Raw genomic sequence first — 17,337 nt, forward strand, 5'->3', positions numbered from 1 at the left:
TCACCCACTAGGAGAACCATGAACGTCCACCTGGCAGTCCTTGTCGCCCGCATCCGCGCCAACTGGCAGCGCCTGCGCAAAGACGAGAACGGGTACAGCACCGAAACCGTCCTCGTCACCGCACTGCTCGTGGTCCTGGCCCTCGCCGCGCTCGCCATCCTCGCCGCGAAAGTGACCGAGAAGGCGAACGGCATCACGATGTGACCGCGCCCATGACCACAACCCCACCCCACACTCTGCGGGCACGCCTGCGGCGACTCGCCCGGGATGACCGCGGCGCGGTCTCGGTCGAACTCGTGATGGCGACACCGCTGCTGATCCTGTTGCTGCTCACGGTGATCCAATTTGGCCTGTACCTACACGCCTGCCACGTCGCGCAAAGCGCTGCCTCACAAGGTCTCTCGGCCGCGCGCGTGGCGGGCGGCACGGCCGAGTCCGGTTCGACCGAGACCCGACGCGCGCTCGACCTTCTCGGCGGCGGTGTCCTCGGCGGAACCACGGTCACGTCCACGCGGACCACCGCGGACGCCTCCGTCGCGGTCACCGGAGTCGCCGTGCAGGTGGTGCCCTTCCTGACCCTGACCGTGCACGCCGAAGCCCACGGCCCGGCCGAGGTCTTCCGAGGAGCTGGCTGATGCTCCTACAACTGAAATCGCGGTGGCAAAGGCTACGCGTCGATGAGCGCGGGTCGGCAGCAGCAGAGCTGACGGTGTTCACGCCGGTAGCCGTGGCGCTGCTGTTGTTCGTCGTGTTCTGCGGGAGGCTGGCCGCGTCCGAGATGCGGGTGACCGACGCCGCGCACCAGGCCGCGCGCTCCGCGTCGATCTCCCGAACTCCTGGTCAAGCCGACCAGAACGCCCGCACCACCGCCGCGACCGCGCTCGCCCAAGCCGGGGTGACCTGCCAGAACCTCACGGTCGCCACCGACACCCAGGGCCTACGCCCCGGCGCCGCGGTCACCGTCACCGTGTCGTGCACGGTCGGCCTGTCCGACCTCGGCTTGCTCGGCGTTCCTGGCAACCGCACGGTCAGCGCCACCTACACCTCCAACATCGACACCTACCGCGGAACCTGACCATGCCCCCACCCGCCACCCTCCGCAGACTGGCCGCCAACGCCCACCGGCTGCGTCACGATGACCGCGGGCGCGTCACCGCGTTCGCCGTGGTCATGGTCAACGCCTGCCTGTTCGTCGCCGGCCTCGTCCTCGACGGCGGCATCGCCCTCACCGCCAAGGTCGACGCCCTCGGCCAAGCCCAGGAAGCCGCCCGAGCCGGAGCCCAACAAGTCGACCTCGGCGCCTACCGCGGCGGCGTACTCCGCCTGGACGTCCCGCGCGCGAACCAGGCCGCACACGACTTCCTCACCGCCGCAGGGCATTCCGGCACAGTGACTGTCGCCGGGAACCGGGTCACCGTGACCGTCACCATCACCCGCCCCACCCAACTCCTCGGTCTCCTCGGCGTCGGGACGGTCACCGCGACCGCGACCGGCACCGCCGAGGCCGAACGCGGCGTCACCCGCGCCGACCCGTAACTCAAGAGGCCACCCATGACCAACCGGATGTCCGCCCTCGCCCGCAGCGTCGCCGCCGCCGCGGTGCTCGCACTGGTCCTCGGCGGCCTGCCCTGGGCACTGGCCCACTACATCGGCTGGCCCCTGCCCACCCAGTTCCCGACCTGGAACGACATCACCGGGACCCTGCTGGCCCCGATGAGCACCGGCCTCGTTCTCGACATCCTCGCCTGCCTCGCCTGGTGGATCTGGCTCCTGTTCACCCTCGACGTCCTGCGCGCCACCCGGGACGTGCTCCGCGGACTGTCGCTCCCCGACCTCCCAACCGCGGGCCCGATACGCGCCGCCGCGGTCGTGCTGGTCGGCAGCCTCCTGCTGCCGCTGCTCGCCACCCGCACACCCGCGGCACCCACCCACGTCGCCCTCACCGCCCTGGCGACCCCCGCGACCTCGATCAGCGCCGCGGCCACCCCCACCCAACCGGCGCCTGCCACGCCGGTCCCGCTGGTCGCGCCGCCGCCAGGCATGGTGGCCATCGCCGACACCGTCCGCCTCCCACAACACGGTGTGCACGACAGCCTCTGGCGCGTCGCCGACCGCCTCCTGGGCGACGGCAACCGCTGGCCCGAACTGCTCACCACCAACCGCGGCATCCGCCAAGCCGACGGCCGCGCCCTCACCAACCCCGGCGTGATCCGACCCGGCTGGATCATCACCGCCTTCATCCCCGCCCACGAGCCGGCTAACCAGCCCCAGGTGACGCCAGTGGACCCGCCGCCCCTTGTCCCGGAGCAACCGATTCCCGCACCGACGACACCCCACACGCCGACCACACCTCCGGCGCCAGTGACCACAGAGTCCACCCAGGCTCGACCCACCTCCACCCCCAACGTGAACACGACAACGCCGCGCGCGCCTGAACGCCCGCCTGCGGACCTCGAATCCTCGGAGCCGGGTGAACCTGTCGGCGCCTTGCCCACGGGCGCCTACGTCAGCCTGGGGTTGATCGCCGCGATCAGCACACTGGTGGTGGCGCTCCGGATGGCTCGTCGACGCCGGTACCGGCCCGGCAGCGGGGACCGCTCGGACCTCGCCCGCCCCATCGCCCCGGTCGTCCGCGCGATGCGCGCCCACCACGATCTGGCCCCAGGGCCGGACGCCACCGAGGCCCAGGTCAGTCTGCTGCCCGCGGTTCCCGACCAGTCCGCACCGTCAACGGCGGTGCTCGTGCCGACAGCCCGGACGGCACCACCAGGCCGCGGACTGGACCTCACCATCGACCTCGCGCGAACCCGCGGCATCGGCCTGACCGGGCCGGGCGCGGCGGCGACCGCACGAGCGATGCTCCTGCACCTGCTCGCCCAGCACCGCGGGCGCGCCACAAGGGTCCTGATCCCCGAGCCCGACCTGGCCCTGCTCGGCCTCCCGCCCGCCGCGGCACCTGCCTCGCTGTGCGTGCTGCCGACCCTGGACGACGTCCTCGACGAAGCCGAGACCGAGCTACTAACCCGCACCCACCGACCCGCTGACAACCATCCGCCCCTGGTCCTGCTGGCCACCCCCGCACCGCACACCGAGCGGCGCGCGCAGAACATCATCGACCTCGGCGCCACCGTCGGGATCGCGGCCATCCTCATCGGCCACTGGCGCCCCGGCATCACCCTGCGCGTCCACTCCGACGGCACCGTAGGCGCCACCAGCACAGGCCCCGCCACCACGCTCACCGGCACCCGGCTCTACCACCTCGACCCCACCGACACCGCCGACCTCCTCCAGCTCCTCGCCGAAGCAGCCGACGAACTCGACGACACCGAGGAAACCGAACAACTCACCGAGGAGCACGCCACCGAGACAAGGCCGCCATCCGAACCCATCTCGTACGACACTCCGCCACCGCTGGTGGCCCTCCCCGAACGCCCCGAACACCAGCAGCGCGACGCCGTTGTGGCCCAATGGCGGCTCGCCGTGCTGGGCAACACCGACCTACGCCTGCACACCGCCAGCAACGCAATCGTCCCGGCGATCAGCCCGAAACACCGCGAAATCCTCGCCTACCTCGCCATCCACCCCGACGGCGTGCGTCGCGACATCCTCAACGACGCCCTATGGCCCGATGCTCCCCGCGCCCGCCCGTTCAACGCCCTGCACAACGCCGTGTCCACCCTGCGCAAACGCCTGGTCGAAGCCAGCGACGACCAGCTCGGCCAGCTCGTGCTCACCGACGACGGCCGCTACCGACTCGACCCCGCCCTGGTCCAGGTCGACTACCTCCAGCTCCAGCACGCGCTGGCCCACCCCGAGCCCGACACCGACCTCGCCGCTCTCTACCGCGGCGACCTCGCCCACGACATCAGCACCGACTGGATCGAGCCCGTCCGCGAACGCCTCCGCCGCGACGTCCTCGACGCCCTCAGCAGGCGCGCACTCCACCACGCGGACCAGCCCCACACCGCGCTGGCGACCCTCGAACAAGCCCGGGCGCTCGACCCGGTCAACGAGGCCCTGTACTGCCAAATCGCCCGCCTCCAGGCCACCCTCGGCCAACACGACGCCGTCGCCCGCACCTTCGCCCTGCTACGCACCACGCTCGCCGACATCGACCAACGCCCCAGTCCCGACACGCTCAACCTGATGAGGTTCCTCCAGCAACGCCGCGCCCAACCCGACGCAGAGGCAAGCTGACCGGTCCCCGAGTTGAGTCAGCAGGCTTCGCTGCCGTCGTCGAGCCCCCGGCGCTGCCGATACCGTGACCGGGCCGCTGCGATCACCTCGTCGTGCCGCACCGCCCACCCCGCCAGCACACACAAGTCCGCCAGCAGCTCGTCCCCGGCCCGCGTCAGCTCGTAGGAAACAGACCGAGGGAACGTCCGCTCCACTGCGTGGCGGACGATCAACCCGTTCTCCACCATCCGCTGCAGCGTCCGCGCCAAGCTCCGCGGCTGGATGACCGCCTTCCGACCCGACCACGGATCGAACGGCGCATCCGCCTGAATACGCTTCAACAACACCGAATAGTTGAGCCGACCGGGCTTGAGCGCGACAAGAACATCACTCAGCCAATCGTATTCCAGGATATGCTTGAGGTCTCTCGACCTGCGCAGAATATCCACATCCCCCATCGTCATCTCTCTCACTCCGTGATCAATAAACGCCCAACCTCAACGGTCGGTCGACCGCTGACGAGTGTGGCAGTATCAATATCGACACCTTCTCTCCGGCGCCGGTTCGACGAGGTTGCGAGCTGCATCCTCACCGGGCGTGGCCGCCAACATACTATGAATAATGACCCTTTCCGAGGATATTCTCTACCTGTGTAGACGCTCGCTCTCCCTGCGTGGCCGCCGCAGCAGAACCTCCACGGAACGTAACCGCACGAATCCGGGCAGTTGTCCACGCACCTCCTCCTCCCACGCCTGCGCCCATCCCTCCTCCCACTAGGCGGGAGGAGCCCGCAAGTCGTGTCGCCGCTGGTGGGAGGGGGTCCTAGATCCTCCCGCGTGTCGGCCAACTCGGCAGCAAGCCGGGTAGGTGCAAGTCGGCCTGACCGTGCATGTGCCGGTCCGCGGTCCGCGGCTCCGGCTTGCTGCCTAGCGGGTCTGCGAGTTTCAGTGTTGCTGTTTCTTCCGACAAGAGCGCCGGAAGAAACAGCAACACCAGCCCGCGCGCACCCCTACGTTTCGGTCCCGAATGGCGCACTTACGGCCCATGGAATGCCCGGCAGGGTTCGCTGCTGCTCGATGATTCGTCGATGCGCCCTGTTGTCCAGACCTAGAAGCCCGTTCCTCTGCGTCCGCCGCCCTTCGTCCACACCACTGTGGCCGACGGACGGCATCTCAGCGTCGCTCAATCGCCCCGCTAGGCGGCCGGACTCTTTCGACGGTGTCCCTGTCCGTGATATGCGAACCCCGCACAGCCCGGTAACCAAGCTAGCTGGATCGCTCCCAGCAACTGGAGCCACGTGGGAGCGATCCGGCTGCGGGCTCACGAAAGCACGCTCGATCGAAGATGAGCGGATGTTCGTCGGGTTTGAACCTGTTTCCGGCGCGAGGTCTTCGAACGTCCGTCCGATCCTGATGGGTAGAGCCGCCAGCTCGCTCCCATGGTCCGTTGTCAGACATGGCTCTCACGTCCGCTCGTCCCATTCGGCGTAACCGGTGGTAGGAGTTGCAGCTTTCGCTGCCGCCAGCGGTCCTGTGGGTAGGAGAAGAGGAGATGACCATGGCACTGGATGCCGCACTGCTGTCCACCGTGATCGCCGGACTTGCCGTGTTACTGCCCGTTGTCGCGACCGCGTTGCGCCGGTCGGGGTTGTTGGGCACCGTCGAACGCCTCCGGCGTGAGCGGGCCATGGTACAGATCGTTCGGGAGCAGCAGCGGATGGCCGCGTTGCCGCTGCCGCCGGGCACAGAGTTGTCCCACTCGGTGAAGGACGGGCTTCGGCTGGTTGTCCGACCAGAGGAGCAGGATGACGATGAGAAGGTGACGGGTTGAGCCATAAACATGTCGACGAGTCCGACGCCGACGAGCCGTCGACCGATGTCGGGTCGTCGACCACGCCCACGGATGAAGAAGACCCAGGCACGTTGCGGGATCTTCAACTTGCCCCGCGGTCGAGCCGTCCTGCCACCACGCCGCTGCGCGCCGTGTGGAACGGCGACGTCGAGGCGGTCGAGCGGATCGTCCCGGTTGCCCCGGTCGACCGGACAGAGTCGGAGGAAATCGGGCAGGAGAGGGCGACCAAGCCCGAGACGTTCGACTTCGACGGCTTCTACCTCGCGCACGGGCGCCGTCTGATCGCGAAACTGACCAAGGTGTGCGCGAGGGATGCTCGGCTAGCGGAGGACATCGCCCAGGAAACGTTCATCGTCGCCTATCGCCTCCGCGACCAGCTCGACGAGCTCGACGACCCGGCGGCGTGGCTCACGACGGTGGGGACACGGGTGGCGATCAAGCACTTCCAGCGCGAAGCCCTGCGTGCGGAGCGGACCGCCAAACACGCCGCCGGTGAGCTGGCCGCGGCCGAGCTCGACGAACGGGTCCTGCTCAGCGACCTGCTGCACCGCGCCCTGAGCCCTCAAGAGCGACAGGTGGTGGAGTACCGATACCTCGACGGTTGCCACCGGCAGTGGATCGCCGACCGGATGGGAATCTCACTGCGCACCGTGGACAACCGGATTAGTAGCGCGCTGGCGAAATTGCGGCGGCACATCGCACAGTCGAAGGAGGACGAGTCGTGACAATGCCGGAGCACAGGGATGACGCGGCCGTGCGGTCGCTGGTCGAAATGAAGCGGGCGCTTACTGAGCTGAAGCTCGACGCCCTACTCCGCACGGGTAGGACCGGCTCGACCACCGACATCCACGATATCGATGCGATTGTGACCGAGGTCGCGACTGGAGTGGAGAGCCGGCAGACGACGACCAGCGACGAACCCACGTCATTGCACTACGAGGCGTGGCCTGTCACGTCGACCCAATGACCACCACCTGATGATCACAGCCTGGATGACCCACCCGGCCGTCCCGCCCGCCATCGCGCGGCCGACGACGGCCGGGCTCTGTTCCCTGATCGGCGGCCACCATGACGATCGATGACTTGACTCGCAGGTTGCGCGCCTGGCTCGATCGATACGACGCGGAGCATGACCCGGCGACGGTGCTTGCCCCGGCCGCATTGGCGGACGCTCTCGCGCTCGGAGAGACGATCGGCGATCACGTCACCGAGCATGCGGAGGCTGCGGCGGCGGTCGGGCTGTTGCACTGGTACCGCTACCTCCTGCTGCCCGAACCCGACGACCGCCCCGACTTGGATGAGGCGATCGCAGTCTTCCGCCAAGTTCAGCGGTCGCGACCGGACCTCGTTCCCGACGCGGTGCGGGAGGCATTGGCCCCCGCCAACATCCCTTGTCCAGACAACGACCCGTGGACGCTGATGGGCGGCGACCTGATTGGCGAATACGAGGCGAACGGCGACCGGAACACGCTGGACACCGCCATCGCGGCATTCCGACTGGCACTCGCCCATATGCTACCGGACGACCACCGTGCGCAGCTGGCGACGTTACTGAGACTCGGCAGTGCATTGCTGCTGGACGGCGAATCAACCGGCTCGCCATCCGTGTTGGACGAGGCAGTGGATGTCTTTCGCAAGTCGCTGGATCTCGGCGACCGAGACCGCAGTCCCGGTCTGACCGGCCTGATGGCTGCGCTGTACCTCCGCTACCGGCGTCACGGTCGGTCCAACGATCTGGACGAAATCATCGAGGTCGGGTATGAGGCTGCGGGGTCGGTGCCGCAGGACGACCCCGAGCGTTTCCGCCTGCTGTCGCTGCTGGCGATCGCGCACCATGCCCGGTTCCAGTACACAGGCGAATCATACGAACTCGACCGCGCGATTGACGCTGGTGCTAATGCTGTCGCCAACACCGACGAGGACCATTCCGAACTAGCAGGCAGGCTGTCCAACCTTGGCATCGCGCTCCGCGCGCGCTATGAACGCACCGGCGATGTAGAGGATCTAGAGACTGCCATCGACGTCACCCGCCGAGCAGTCCACGCCACACCCACCGACCACCCCGATCTCCCACGCCACCTGTCCAACCTTGGCATCGCGCTCCGCGCGCGCTATGAACGCACCGGCGATGTAGAGGATCTAGAGACTGCCATCGACGTCACCCGCCGAGCAGTCCACGCCACACCCACCGACCACCCCGATCTCCCACGCCACCTGTCCAACCTTGGCATCGCGCTCCGCGCGCGCTATGAACGCACCGGCGATGTAGAGGATCTAGAGACTGCCATCGACGTCACCCGCCGAGCAGTCCACGCCACACCCACCGACCACCCTGACCGAACGGGTGCCCTCCTAAACCTCGGCGGCACGCTGCTGGCGAACGGTGAATCGTGCGGTGACCGGGAGTTGCTGACCGAGGCCGTCCGCGTGCTTCGTGCCGCCTCGAACACTACGGTGGTCGGCTCACCGATGCGTGCACTCGTTACGACGTATCTGGGTCGGGCCGCTGCAGCGGTCGGTGACTGGCAATTGGCCGTTGAGGTGTTCGACATCGCGATCGACGCGGTCGACCAGATGGTGTGGCACGGAGCCGACCGCGACGATAGCGAGTTCCACCTGGCCAAGTTTTCTGGTCTCGCATCGGACGCCGCCGCGTGCGCATTGAACGCGGGTGATCCCTCACGCGCCGTCGAACTGTGGGAACACGGTCGAGGCGTGCTACTCACGCAGTCGCTTGACCTATCCACGAATCTGACCGAACTCGCGCGGCGCGCACCGCACCTCGCAGCCCGCTTCGCGACCCTGCGGGACCGGCTCGGCGGCCTCGGCCCGCAGGGAAATGACGATCCGTCGTCGTCACCGGAGCAGCCCGAGCGTGTTGCTCGGCGTGAGTGGAATGATGTGGTGGAGGCAATTCGCGGATTGCCTGGGTTCGAGGGGTTTCTGCGTCGGATGACGACTGCCGACCTGCTGGACGCGGCTGCGGCAGGCCCTGTCGTACTGCTCAACGTGAGTAGGTACCGGTCCGACGCTCTCGCGTTGACCAGCGACGGTGTGTCGGTGATTCGCTTGCCGGAGGTGAACCCGGAGAAGGTCGAGCTCCGCTTGGCCACGCTCGATGCCGCAGTGACATGGGGAGGATCTCGACATCAGGAAGACCGTCTGCTGGACGAAGTCCTTGGGTGGCTCTGGGATACAGTCGCCAGGCCGGTGCTCGACGGCATCGGGCTGACTAGCCGCCGTGCACCCGGTGATGATCTTCCGCGACTGTGGTGGTGCCCGTCGGGCACGCTGTCGTTCCTGCCGCTGCACATGGCGGGCTATCACGACGCACCTGCGGGCGATGTCCCGACAACCGTGCCAGACCTGGTCGTCTCGTCCTACACGCCGACGATCCGCGCATTGGTCCACGCACGCCGTCAGCGCGCCGGGAAGACACGCGCTCCGCATGTGTTGGCCGTGGCAACGTCCCACGCCCCTGGTGTGCCCGACCTGCCAGCCGCGAGATCCGAGGCGGCGGCGCTGGGCGACATGTTCCCCGCGAGTGCGGTAGTGCTGGCGGACGCCGACGCAACTCGGGACGCCGTGCTCGCCGCGATCCCTCAAGGCACAATCGCGCACTTCGCGTGCCACGGCATCACCGACCCGGTCAGCCCATCGTCCAGCGGCCTACTACTCGCCGACCAGATGCTGACCGTGCGCGATCTGGCTGAACTCCGGTTAGAGGACGCCGAACTCGCCTACCTCTCCGCATGCGACACCGCATCCCCTGACCCGCGGCTGGCCGACGAGGCGATTCACGTGGCGACAGCCTTCCAGTTGACCGGGTTCAGACACGTGATCGCGACCCTGTGGCCATTGACGGATAACGCGGCCAAACTCATCGCAGAGCAGTTCTACAAGCACCTGAACCAGAACGGCCGTCCGACCCCTGACTGCGCCGCCTTCGCCCTGCACGCCGCCACTCGTACCCTGCAAGCCAGGCGTCCCGGGTCGCGCAGGTGGTGGATGTCCATGATTCACGTCGGTCCGTGAGCCCTGCCGGATCACCCCTCGACCAAGACAAGCCGGGCAACCTCGACAACGCAGTCGAGTCCGAGAGCACCTGAGCTCATCAGCCCGGCGCGTCCTCTTGCTTGGTGCAGAGAAGTAGCCAGAAGGCCAAGGGCGCTCCGCCGGACGCGTGGCGCGCCCTCGAGTTCGGCGACTTGCCCTACCTCCACGCCATCGGGTTCAACGCCGATGAAGGCGCCCGGATCACGCGCGATGCCGCGTACTCCATGGGCGGACAGCGCATCCCGACCTACCCGATTCACGAGTGGGGATGGACCCGACAGGACTGTGTCGACTACCTCCTGCGTGAGCTGGGGGTGGTGTGGCCGAAGAGTTGCTGCCGCCACTGCCCCTACGCGGGCAACCGACTCGGCTGGCCCGAACAACGTGCACGGTTCGCGGCCCTGCCCGCGGAAGCGGCGCAGCACGTCATCGACGAGTATGTGTGCCTGGCCCTCAATCCGCGTTCGGGCCTGTTCGGCCCCGGTAGGTCGCTCATCACGCGGCTTCGCCGCGACCAGGTGACCGAACCCGTCACGCTCGCCGTCGCGCGAATGAAGACGATGCCGTGGGCGATCTACCGCGTGCGCCGCCTCTACCACGCTCCCGTGAACGCGATCCGATCCGTCGACCGGATCCTGTTCGCGGGACACCGCACCATCCACACCGAACTGGCCGAGATCGGCCGACTCTGCGGTATCGCGTTGACCAGGAACGAACAGATCGCCGGAGCACCCGTCCGCGACGGCGACCGCGACATCCACCCCCGCCTCTGGCTCCGCAGACGCAGCGAGAGCACCTACCCCACCTTGGAGGAGTTCTCCACCGTCGCTCCCGCCTCGCGCAGGACAAGGAGCTGCCCACCTTCGCCGCCATGTGGGCCACCCACACCGACCCCGTCCTCGCGCGGCTGGAGCCCCGCGCGGACGCGGCCATCACCGCCGTACATCAAGCCCGCCATGTCGCGGCCTGAAAGACCCCGCAAGGAACCGACCATGACCGTTCTCGACGACCTACGCGCCCGCCTGTTTCTTCTCCGCGCCGCCGAACCACCGGCGCCTGCCCTACACCAGTACGTCGCCGTTCACGGAGTGGTCGAAACGGTCGAGCACATCTGGGATCGCAGCGCGCCTGCTGCGGTCCTCAACGAGATCACCCGCCCGGGAGCGCAGATAGGCGACGACCTACGCGCACTCGACGCGGGCACGGCACGCGTCATTACGCCCGAGGACAACGACTGGCCCACCGGTCGCCTGACCGCCTTGCCAGGTGGCGGTGCCCCTCTGGCCCTCTGGATGCGCGGCGACGCATCCCTTTCCGGACTCACCCACCAGGCCGTCACCATCACCGGCGCCCGCGCCGCCTCCTCCTACGGGGAGACGATCGCGGCGGAGATGAGCTACGACCTCACTGAAGCAGGGGTGACCGTGATCAGCGGTGGCGGGTTCGGTGTGGACGCCGCCGCTCACCGCGGCGCGCTCGCTGCCAACGGTCCGACCATCGTTGTCCTGGCGCACGGGGTCGACCAGACTTACCCATCCGCACACGCCCAGTTGTTCCAGTCCGTGATCGACAACGGCGGGCTACTGGTCAGCGAGTACCCGCTCGGTGCGCGACCATCTCGCGTCCGACTCCACACCCGGTGCCGACTGCTGGCCGCCCTCACCGCGGCGACCGTGATCGTCGAAGCGGGCCAGCGCAGCGGTGCCTTCGCCGTCGTCCGAGCCGCCAACGAGTTCGGCCGCCGGACCTACGGCGTGCCCGGCCCCATCAACTCGGCCACGTCGGTCGGCGTCCACGAGCTGCTGCGCACCGGCGCCGCAACCCTGGCCAGCTCCGTCGAACACATCAACTACCAGGACGGACTGCGATGACCGATCCCCACCACTTCCACACCGCGCTAGCAGCGCTCGACCTACCCGCCGCATGGCAGATGGACGTGACGATCCGCCCACGACGCCGCACCGCGGCAATCCAAATCCACCCCGGCGGCACCGTCGTCATCCTGGTCCCACCGACGGCCGAACCGGACGACATCGCCCGGTTCGTCGACCGGCACCGCCACCGGATCTCCGAGCACGTCCACACAACCACGCGCCTCGCTTCCAACCACGCGGTGAAGGACTTCGTCGACGGCGAGGAGTTCGACCTACTCGGGCGCAGTTACCGGCTCCGTCTCGTCACAACGCCGCCCCCGGGCGTCGACCAGCTCCCGGCGATCACCGCGGACGGTGTCCTGTACGCGCGGACGCAGCGCCCGGAGCTGGTGCGTCGCGCGGTCATCGGCCTGTACCGGCAGGTCGGACTCGCGTGGCTGCGTCGCGAGGGTCGTCGCTACGAGGTCGACGGCCGCATCATCGGCCTCACCTACGCCGTCCGCGACCTCGGACGCCGCCGCTGGGGCATCTACACCTCGCCCTCCGTCCACACCACCACGCTGCACTGGGCGGCGTTCGGCCTGCCGACCAAGCTGATCGAGTACGTGCTGGTCCACGAACAGGCCCACGCCACCCAACCCGGTGGACCCGCCCACGGACGCGCGTGGCAACGACAGATGAACCAGTGGATGCCCGACTGGCGACAGCGTCAGACCGAACTCGCCGAGGTCGGCCGTCACGCATGGCTCGGCGGCTGGAACCGCAGTTCATGAGGCGTACGCATCACCGTCCGAGTGGGCTTCGGCCCGAACACGATCCTGTCGAACTGGTCCGGTCTGAGACCCGCCATGTGTTGAACTAGAGTGTCGTCGTCTACGGCGTAGTTCGACATGGTGTGAGGGATCTATGACCAGCGCGACGAACGACCACGGCGAGCAAGAGTTGAGCAAGGAGCAGCACCTCACGCTGCTTGAAGAAAGCGCGGCAGAGATCAAGGGGCTCCTGGACAGGTTGGAGAAGATCCGTAAGAGGGAGGCAGCCCTCCAGGCCGAGCGGGTTGAGATCCACACCGACCTCAAGCAGGCCCGGGAACTCCGGTACAAGCGCCTGACCGCGGCCCTCGACGCCAAGATCCCCAAGTCGCACGCCGCTACCCGACTGGGCATGGACCGAACCAACTTGTACAAGCTCCTCGACGGCAGAGACGACGGGTCAAGCACCAGCACGGGCTAGAAGTCGACCAGCAGTGTGCCGAACTCGTTTGGCACCACACGCAGTCGCCAGGCCGAGCGTGCACCTACAAACGGATTTCGTCACCCACACGGGTCTACCCGCAATGTTTACTTGCGCGGCTCTTCCAGATTTCCGTCCTGAGCCTTGCTCGAACCGCCCTCCTTGTCGCCTGAATTTCCCGTTGCTGAATTCAGTTCAGACGAATCAACTAACAGCGTGTTGGGCCGGCGTTCTGTTGGCAGATCTTCAATGGAGATTCCGTCAAGTTCGATCCGTAGACCGTAAGTCATATCGTGCATTACCGGAAACAGGTCCCATTGAGTCGACAGTACCATTAGTCGGCTCTCTTTCTCCAACTCTTCTAGATAGTCAGCCGCCCTTAGCAGTACCTGAGAGGCCGAGTTTCCCGCGAACTCAATCCAGCACGTGGTACCGCGACGGAATCCCGGCACCCCTGCTGCAGGCCCCAGAGGTTCAGGCTCATCGATGTAGTCCGTAGGCGCTGGCATAGGCATGGCCGCTCGGGCCACCGCAAGGCTCGTCTGCATCGGATTTCTACGAAGAACCGTATAGAATAAGGTCTTGGTCAATGCACACAAAGGCAAATACTGCGACTCGTCAAACTCCCTTGGTGTGCTGACCGGATTGTCCAGAGCTTGCTGAACTTCCCGTTCAAACACATTTACACCGTGCGTTGTCATATTTACTATAGGCGCGCGCGGCGTTGCCTGCGCCGCAGCAGCGGCAGTTTTTACCGATTTCCATCCGACAAAGTACGCATAGCCCAAGGAGTACTCAGCGACCAACTGCTCCACCGCCTCAATCAAACGAGGGGCGTGATTCTCGGGCACCGCTGGTAGATTGTGCCGCTTCAACTCGTGCGTGAACCAACGCAGCGCCTCCGCCGCCAGCACGCAATGGATCATGCAGAGCAGATCTTCCTGGCGTTGCGCAGTCATGTTTGCGGGAGTGAGCCGCTCACACAAGTGCGCATCCAACATCTCCCGCCCCTTGTCCGGGCTCGGCCCAAACGGAATGCGAAAGACGGTCTCGGTTGGATAGTATTGTGTCGTACGCATTGGCAACTCAAGCTTTTCCAGATCGCCCCCGGAGTTCGCCCACGCCTGATCATATGTGGCAGGGTTCCAAACAAACGCGTTTGGCGACGTGCTTGAGTCAGGAAGCAGGAGGCCTGCATTGCGGGCGTTATTGATCATCGGCCCGACGGTCGCGACATCAGCATGAAATGGGAAATTATGGTGCCACCGCCCCAAGGGCGGCATGGGGTCAAATTGGGCTGCATAACGCAGGAGCGTCAAGGTTGCCAGTTCTGCGTCTACCTCCCCAGTGGACAACTCCCCCTTCCGCTGATTTTGCCCAAAGTCCGCCTCGATCACCTGCCGCTGGTGCTGGCGCCACATATCGCTGCCAACTTGATAGCGCTCTTGCAGGAGCCGGGCGCGTTCTTTCTCTTCTTGTCGCTCTTGGCGGAGCCGTCTAGATTCGTCAGACTCTGGCGACAGGAGGGCGGCAGCTCGCTGTGTCAGCTTCGGATCACAGTTTACACAGCTTACAAGCTCGCCCGAGAGAACAGAACTCAGACCCGATCTGCTGCGGAGACGAAGCGGTCCTTCGCACTCGGGACACTGTGCGCCAGATACGACCACGCTAATTGCCGCGATAGCTATGACGTTTGCCTGCCCGCGACCGCGGGTGTCAATGCTTTTGACAGACAATTCCCATGTCGGCTGACCATACTGATCTACGCCGGAGAAAGACCAGTATTGATATCCGATCTCTACCAGTTCCGCTTCGACACCCGCAATAGGCTCCACATCGAGTTTGTAGTTGCCCGGCAGGTCAAAAGTCATCGACTCACTCCGTGAAAGCCAAACATGGCAGGTAGGCGGGGGCGGCGGCGCACTACTCTACTACCTTGAGAGTGGGCGATCGAACCCGGCTCGCCTGTGGGCGACCCGGTCAGTACTTCACGCGGACAAGTCGCGTTCGGTCCATTGTTACCTTGCTGTCCAGTGCTCGCCGTCCGACTCTATGACTAGGTCTGCTACGGACCGTGGCGCGGACGAGACGCCGACTGCGACCTGGACTCACACGAGGTCAACGTTGCGCAACAAGGATATCTTGACCAGCCGGACGGCTCGCACCCATGTAGTCGTCACCACGCCACCGGTAAGAGGCGATCTTGATCGTCTGGCCGAAGTCTGGTGCGTGGATCATCTGGCCGTGGCCGATGTAGAGGCCGACGTGATGGATGCGGGCGGGCGTGCCGTAGAAGACGAGGTCGCCGGGGATGAGGGGTTCGCCGTCGGGGACACGAGGGCCTGCCCTGTACTGGGTGGCGGCGGTTCTGGGCAGGGTGATTCCGGTGGAGGCGTAGGCGGCGGCGGTGAGGCCGGAACAGTCGAATCCGGCGTCGCCTGCGTCGGGGCCGTTGCCGCCCCATTGATAGGGCAGGCCGAGTTGTCCGGTGGCGTAGTTGATGGCTTGCTGGGCCGCGGCAGCGGGTGAGGTGTTGGCTCCGCGGCCGATGGTGCTGGAGTAGGTCTGGGCTTGGGCGAGGACTTGCGCGACGTACCAGTCTGCGTGGTTGTAGGAGTAGATGGCGGCGTCGAGGTCGCCGCGGTTGATGCCGTTGTCGCAGAGCAGGTGAGCGGCGGCGAAGACGGCGTCGTGGGGGTTGTAGCGGGAGGGCGGGATGGCGCCACCTGGGGGCAGGGTGTGGCGGGCAGTGACGCTGTTGAAGGTGGCGGCGAGGAATTGCATCGGGCCGCCTGCGCCCTTGTTGTTCTCGCCGTCCTTGACGCCGGGGAGTTGGCTGCGGCCGTGGTCGGTTTCGATCTTGCCGATCGCGGCGAGGATGCTCCAGCTCAGGTCGGGGCAGGTGGGTGCGGCTGCCAGGTAGAGGTTGAGGTAGTCGGTCGGGATGTCGGTGATGGCTTGTTGGTTGGGTTGGTCGTCGCCGCCGAAGAGGGCGGTGACCAGGCCGTTGCCGATGGCTCCGATGATCGCGGGAATGGAGATGACGGCCGCGGCTCCGATGAGCGCCAGTTTCAAGCGGCTCCCCACTGTTGGCGGGTCTGACCGTCCGGTGGGGTGGGTGAGGGGCTGTCGAGCCGTGATCGGGTCGAGTTCGGCACGGCGGTGGTCAGGCGGTGCACTAGGTCGGCGGCGGGAGTTCGGCGGGGCCATTTGCTGGCGAACTCGGCGAGCCGGACGCGCCTGCTGGAGCTGACGGAGGCGGGCAGGGGCAGCCAGCGGTCCGCGGCGGGGTCGTCACTGGTGGCCGGTTGCTGGGGAGAGCTGGTCGCTAGGGGGACGAGTTCGGGTCGGGGCAGGGTGGCGTGGGCGTCGGCGAGTGCCCGGCGGACGTTGGCCTCCCGGTGGGCGGTGGGCAGCCAGAGCAGCAGTGGGGTGATGATGCCGGTGCTGACTGCGAGGCGGTGGTAGTCGTGAAGCTTGGCGGCCAGGATGCGGAGTGTTTCGGTGCCGAAGTCGAACTCGACGAAGAACTCGATCTCGGTGCCGTGTTCGGCCCAGCGGCCGTAGCCGTCGGGGCGGACGATGTCTCCCCACAGCCGCCTGCATCGGGCCTCGGACCACCAGGTGGTGAGCAGGCCAGTGTCGACGTCGGTGCGGCTGGCGTTGCTGAGGCTGGTGAAGAAGCCGTTACAGCCGATGGTGTGTGCCAGGCGCAGGGAGTGGGCAATGCCGATCGCAGCGTCGTGGCGGTAGCCGAGTTCCGCGGGGTCGAGGCCGTGTTCGTAGGCGAGCGCGGTGGCTCCGGCGATATCGAGCACGTAGTGCATAGGGGCCGATCCGGTGGTGACGAACGGCTGGAACCGGTCAAGCACACGCCACTGGTAGAGCTTGCGGAGTCGTTCGTTGGCGGTGCGGCGAGCTGCCGCGCTCCAGGCCAGTTCGACGATCTGGTGGGTAGTGAGGACCTTGTGTTCCCACAGCATGTGGGCCAGCCACCGGTCGCGCTGGGTGAGGCGGCTGGCCAGCCGGGCGTGATGTTCGCCGCTGACCGCGGCCCGGGGATTTGGTCGGGTGGGGGCGTGTCCGCGCAAGGCGCGTTGGGGTGTTGCGTTGGTAGTCACGGGTTCTCCAAGGAAGCGTTGGCGCG

16 protein-coding genes are annotated in these 17,337 nt (G+C 66.7%); 12 read left to right on the forward strand and 4 right to left on the reverse strand.

Going from position 1 to position 17,337, the window contains the following annotated elements; translation table 11 throughout:
- Nucleotides 1-18 precede the first annotated feature (18 nt).
- Genes CLV68_RS12380 through CLV68_RS12400 form a run of 5 tightly spaced genes read left to right on the forward strand, consistent with a single transcriptional unit; the run spans nt 19 to nt 4,197 of the window.
- Nucleotides 19-204 carry a hypothetical protein gene (locus tag CLV68_RS12380; RefSeq protein WP_121390484.1) on the forward strand — a complete coding sequence of 62 codons (186 nt, stop codon included), beginning with the start codon at nt 19-21 and terminating at the stop codon, nt 202-204.
- 8 nt (nt 205-212) lie between these two features.
- Nucleotides 213-635 carry a TadE/TadG family type IV pilus assembly protein gene (locus CLV68_RS12385; protein WP_121391146.1) on the forward strand — a complete coding sequence of 141 codons (423 nt, stop codon included), beginning with the start codon at nt 213-215 and terminating at the stop codon, nt 633-635.
- Entirely contained in the window at nt 635-1,075 is a 441-nt protein-coding gene (locus CLV68_RS12390; RefSeq protein ID WP_121390485.1) for a TadE/TadG family type IV pilus assembly protein, read from the forward strand. The genes CLV68_RS12385 and CLV68_RS12390 overlap by 1 nt, the downstream gene beginning before the upstream one ends.
- A 2-nt stretch (nt 1,076-1,077) precedes the next feature.
- Nucleotides 1,078-1,536 carry a TadG family pilus assembly protein gene (locus tag CLV68_RS12395; RefSeq protein ID WP_121390486.1) on the forward strand — a complete coding sequence of 153 codons (459 nt, stop codon included), beginning with the start codon at nt 1,078-1,080 and terminating at the stop codon, nt 1,534-1,536.
- Nucleotides 1,537-1,551: 15 nt separating this feature from the next.
- Nucleotides 1,552-4,197, forward strand: a complete 2,646-nt coding sequence (locus CLV68_RS12400; RefSeq protein WP_121390487.1) for a BTAD domain-containing putative transcriptional regulator — start codon at nt 1,552-1,554, stop codon at nt 4,195-4,197.
- A 17-nt stretch (nt 4,198-4,214) separates the two neighbouring features.
- Here CLV68_RS12400 and CLV68_RS12405 read toward each other — a convergent pair whose 3' ends face one another.
- Nucleotides 4,215-4,640 carry a winged helix-turn-helix transcriptional regulator gene (locus CLV68_RS12405; protein WP_121390488.1) on the reverse strand — a complete coding sequence of 142 codons (426 nt, stop codon included), beginning with the start codon at nt 4,638-4,640 and terminating at the stop codon, nt 4,215-4,217.
- A gap of 1,087 nt (nt 4,641-5,727) precedes the next feature.
- Here CLV68_RS12405 and CLV68_RS12410 point away from each other — a divergent pair.
- The 7 genes from CLV68_RS12410 (at nt 5,728) to CLV68_RS12440 (ending at nt 13,190) form a co-directional block, all read left to right on the forward strand.
- Nucleotides 5,728-6,006, forward strand: coding sequence for a hypothetical protein (locus tag CLV68_RS12410; RefSeq protein WP_121390489.1), 279 nt, complete (start codon nt 5,728-5,730; stop codon nt 6,004-6,006).
- Nucleotides 6,003-6,752, forward strand: coding sequence for an RNA polymerase sigma factor (locus tag CLV68_RS12415; RefSeq protein WP_121390490.1), 750 nt, complete (start codon nt 6,003-6,005; stop codon nt 6,750-6,752). Before CLV68_RS12410 ends, CLV68_RS12415 begins: the two co-directional genes overlap by 4 nt.
- Nucleotides 6,749-6,994: a hypothetical protein gene (locus CLV68_RS12420; RefSeq protein ID WP_147459961.1), complete on the forward strand. Its 246-nt coding sequence runs from the start codon at nt 6,749-6,751 to the stop codon at nt 6,992-6,994. Before CLV68_RS12415 ends, CLV68_RS12420 begins: the two co-directional genes overlap by 4 nt.
- A 101-nt stretch (nt 6,995-7,095) precedes the next feature.
- Nucleotides 7,096-10,062: a CHAT domain-containing protein gene (locus tag CLV68_RS12425; RefSeq protein ID WP_121390492.1), complete on the forward strand. Its 2,967-nt coding sequence runs from the start codon at nt 7,096-7,098 to the stop codon at nt 10,060-10,062.
- 104 nt (nt 10,063-10,166) lie between these two features.
- On the forward strand, nt 10,167-11,954 hold the full coding sequence (locus CLV68_RS12430) for a DNA-processing protein DprA (RefSeq protein ID WP_121390493.1): 1,788 nt from the start codon (nt 10,167-10,169) through the stop codon (nt 11,952-11,954).
- Nucleotides 11,951-12,730, forward strand: coding sequence for a M48 family metallopeptidase (locus tag CLV68_RS12435; RefSeq protein ID WP_121390494.1), 780 nt, complete (start codon nt 11,951-11,953; stop codon nt 12,728-12,730). Before CLV68_RS12430 ends, CLV68_RS12435 begins: the two co-directional genes overlap by 4 nt.
- A 133-nt stretch (nt 12,731-12,863) precedes the next feature.
- Nucleotides 12,864-13,190 carry a hypothetical protein gene (locus tag CLV68_RS12440; protein WP_121390495.1) on the forward strand — a complete coding sequence of 109 codons (327 nt, stop codon included), beginning with the start codon at nt 12,864-12,866 and terminating at the stop codon, nt 13,188-13,190.
- A 107-nt stretch (nt 13,191-13,297) separates the two neighbouring features.
- On the opposite strand, the gene CLV68_RS33350 is transcribed toward CLV68_RS12440, so the two are convergent.
- From CLV68_RS33350 to CLV68_RS12450, 3 genes are all read right to left on the reverse strand, one after another.
- Nucleotides 13,298-15,061 carry a hypothetical protein gene (locus CLV68_RS33350; RefSeq protein WP_147459962.1) on the reverse strand — a complete coding sequence of 588 codons (1,764 nt, stop codon included), beginning with the start codon at nt 15,059-15,061 and terminating at the stop codon, nt 13,298-13,300.
- A gap of 247 nt (nt 15,062-15,308) precedes the next feature.
- Nucleotides 15,309-16,265, reverse strand: a complete 957-nt coding sequence (locus CLV68_RS12445; RefSeq protein ID WP_170224001.1) for a C40 family peptidase — start codon at nt 16,263-16,265, stop codon at nt 15,309-15,311.
- Nucleotides 16,262-17,311, reverse strand: coding sequence for a replication-relaxation family protein (locus CLV68_RS12450; RefSeq protein WP_121390497.1), 1,050 nt, complete (start codon nt 17,309-17,311; stop codon nt 16,262-16,264). Before CLV68_RS12450 ends, CLV68_RS12445 begins: the two co-directional genes overlap by 4 nt.
- Between the last annotated feature and the right edge of the window lie 26 nt (nt 17,312-17,337).

This window comes from Actinokineospora cianjurensis (assembly GCF_003663795.1).
GTDB lineage: Bacteria > Actinomycetota > Actinomycetes > Mycobacteriales > Pseudonocardiaceae > Actinokineospora > Actinokineospora terrae.

Coding starts and splice junctions, on each gene's coding strand:
- CLV68_RS12400 (WP_121390487.1), top strand. CDS start 1,552: ATGACCAACCGGATGTCCGCCCTCGCCCGCAGCGTCGCCGCCGCCGCG.
- CLV68_RS12405 (WP_121390488.1), bottom strand. CDS start 4,640: ATGACGATGGGGGATGTGGATATTCTGCGCAGGTCGAGAGACCTCAAG.
- CLV68_RS12410 (WP_121390489.1), top strand. CDS start 5,728: ATGACCATGGCACTGGATGCCGCACTGCTGTCCACCGTGATCGCCGGA.
- CLV68_RS12440 (WP_121390495.1), top strand. CDS start 12,864: ATGACCAGCGCGACGAACGACCACGGCGAGCAAGAGTTGAGCAAGGAG.
- CLV68_RS12425 (WP_121390492.1), top strand. CDS start 7,096: ATGACGATCGATGACTTGACTCGCAGGTTGCGCGCCTGGCTCGATCGA.
- CLV68_RS12385 (WP_121391146.1), top strand. CDS start 213: ATGACCACAACCCCACCCCACACTCTGCGGGCACGCCTGCGGCGACTC.
- CLV68_RS12435 (WP_121390494.1), top strand. CDS start 11,951: ATGACCGATCCCCACCACTTCCACACCGCGCTAGCAGCGCTCGACCTA.
- CLV68_RS12390 (WP_121390485.1), top strand. CDS start 635: ATGCTCCTACAACTGAAATCGCGGTGGCAAAGGCTACGCGTCGATGAG.
- CLV68_RS12395 (WP_121390486.1), top strand. CDS start 1,078: ATGCCCCCACCCGCCACCCTCCGCAGACTGGCCGCCAACGCCCACCGG.
- CLV68_RS12380 (WP_121390484.1), top strand. CDS start 19: ATGAACGTCCACCTGGCAGTCCTTGTCGCCCGCATCCGCGCCAACTGG.
- CLV68_RS33350 (WP_147459962.1), bottom strand. CDS start 15,061: ATGACTTTTGACCTGCCGGGCAACTACAAACTCGATGTGGAGCCTATT.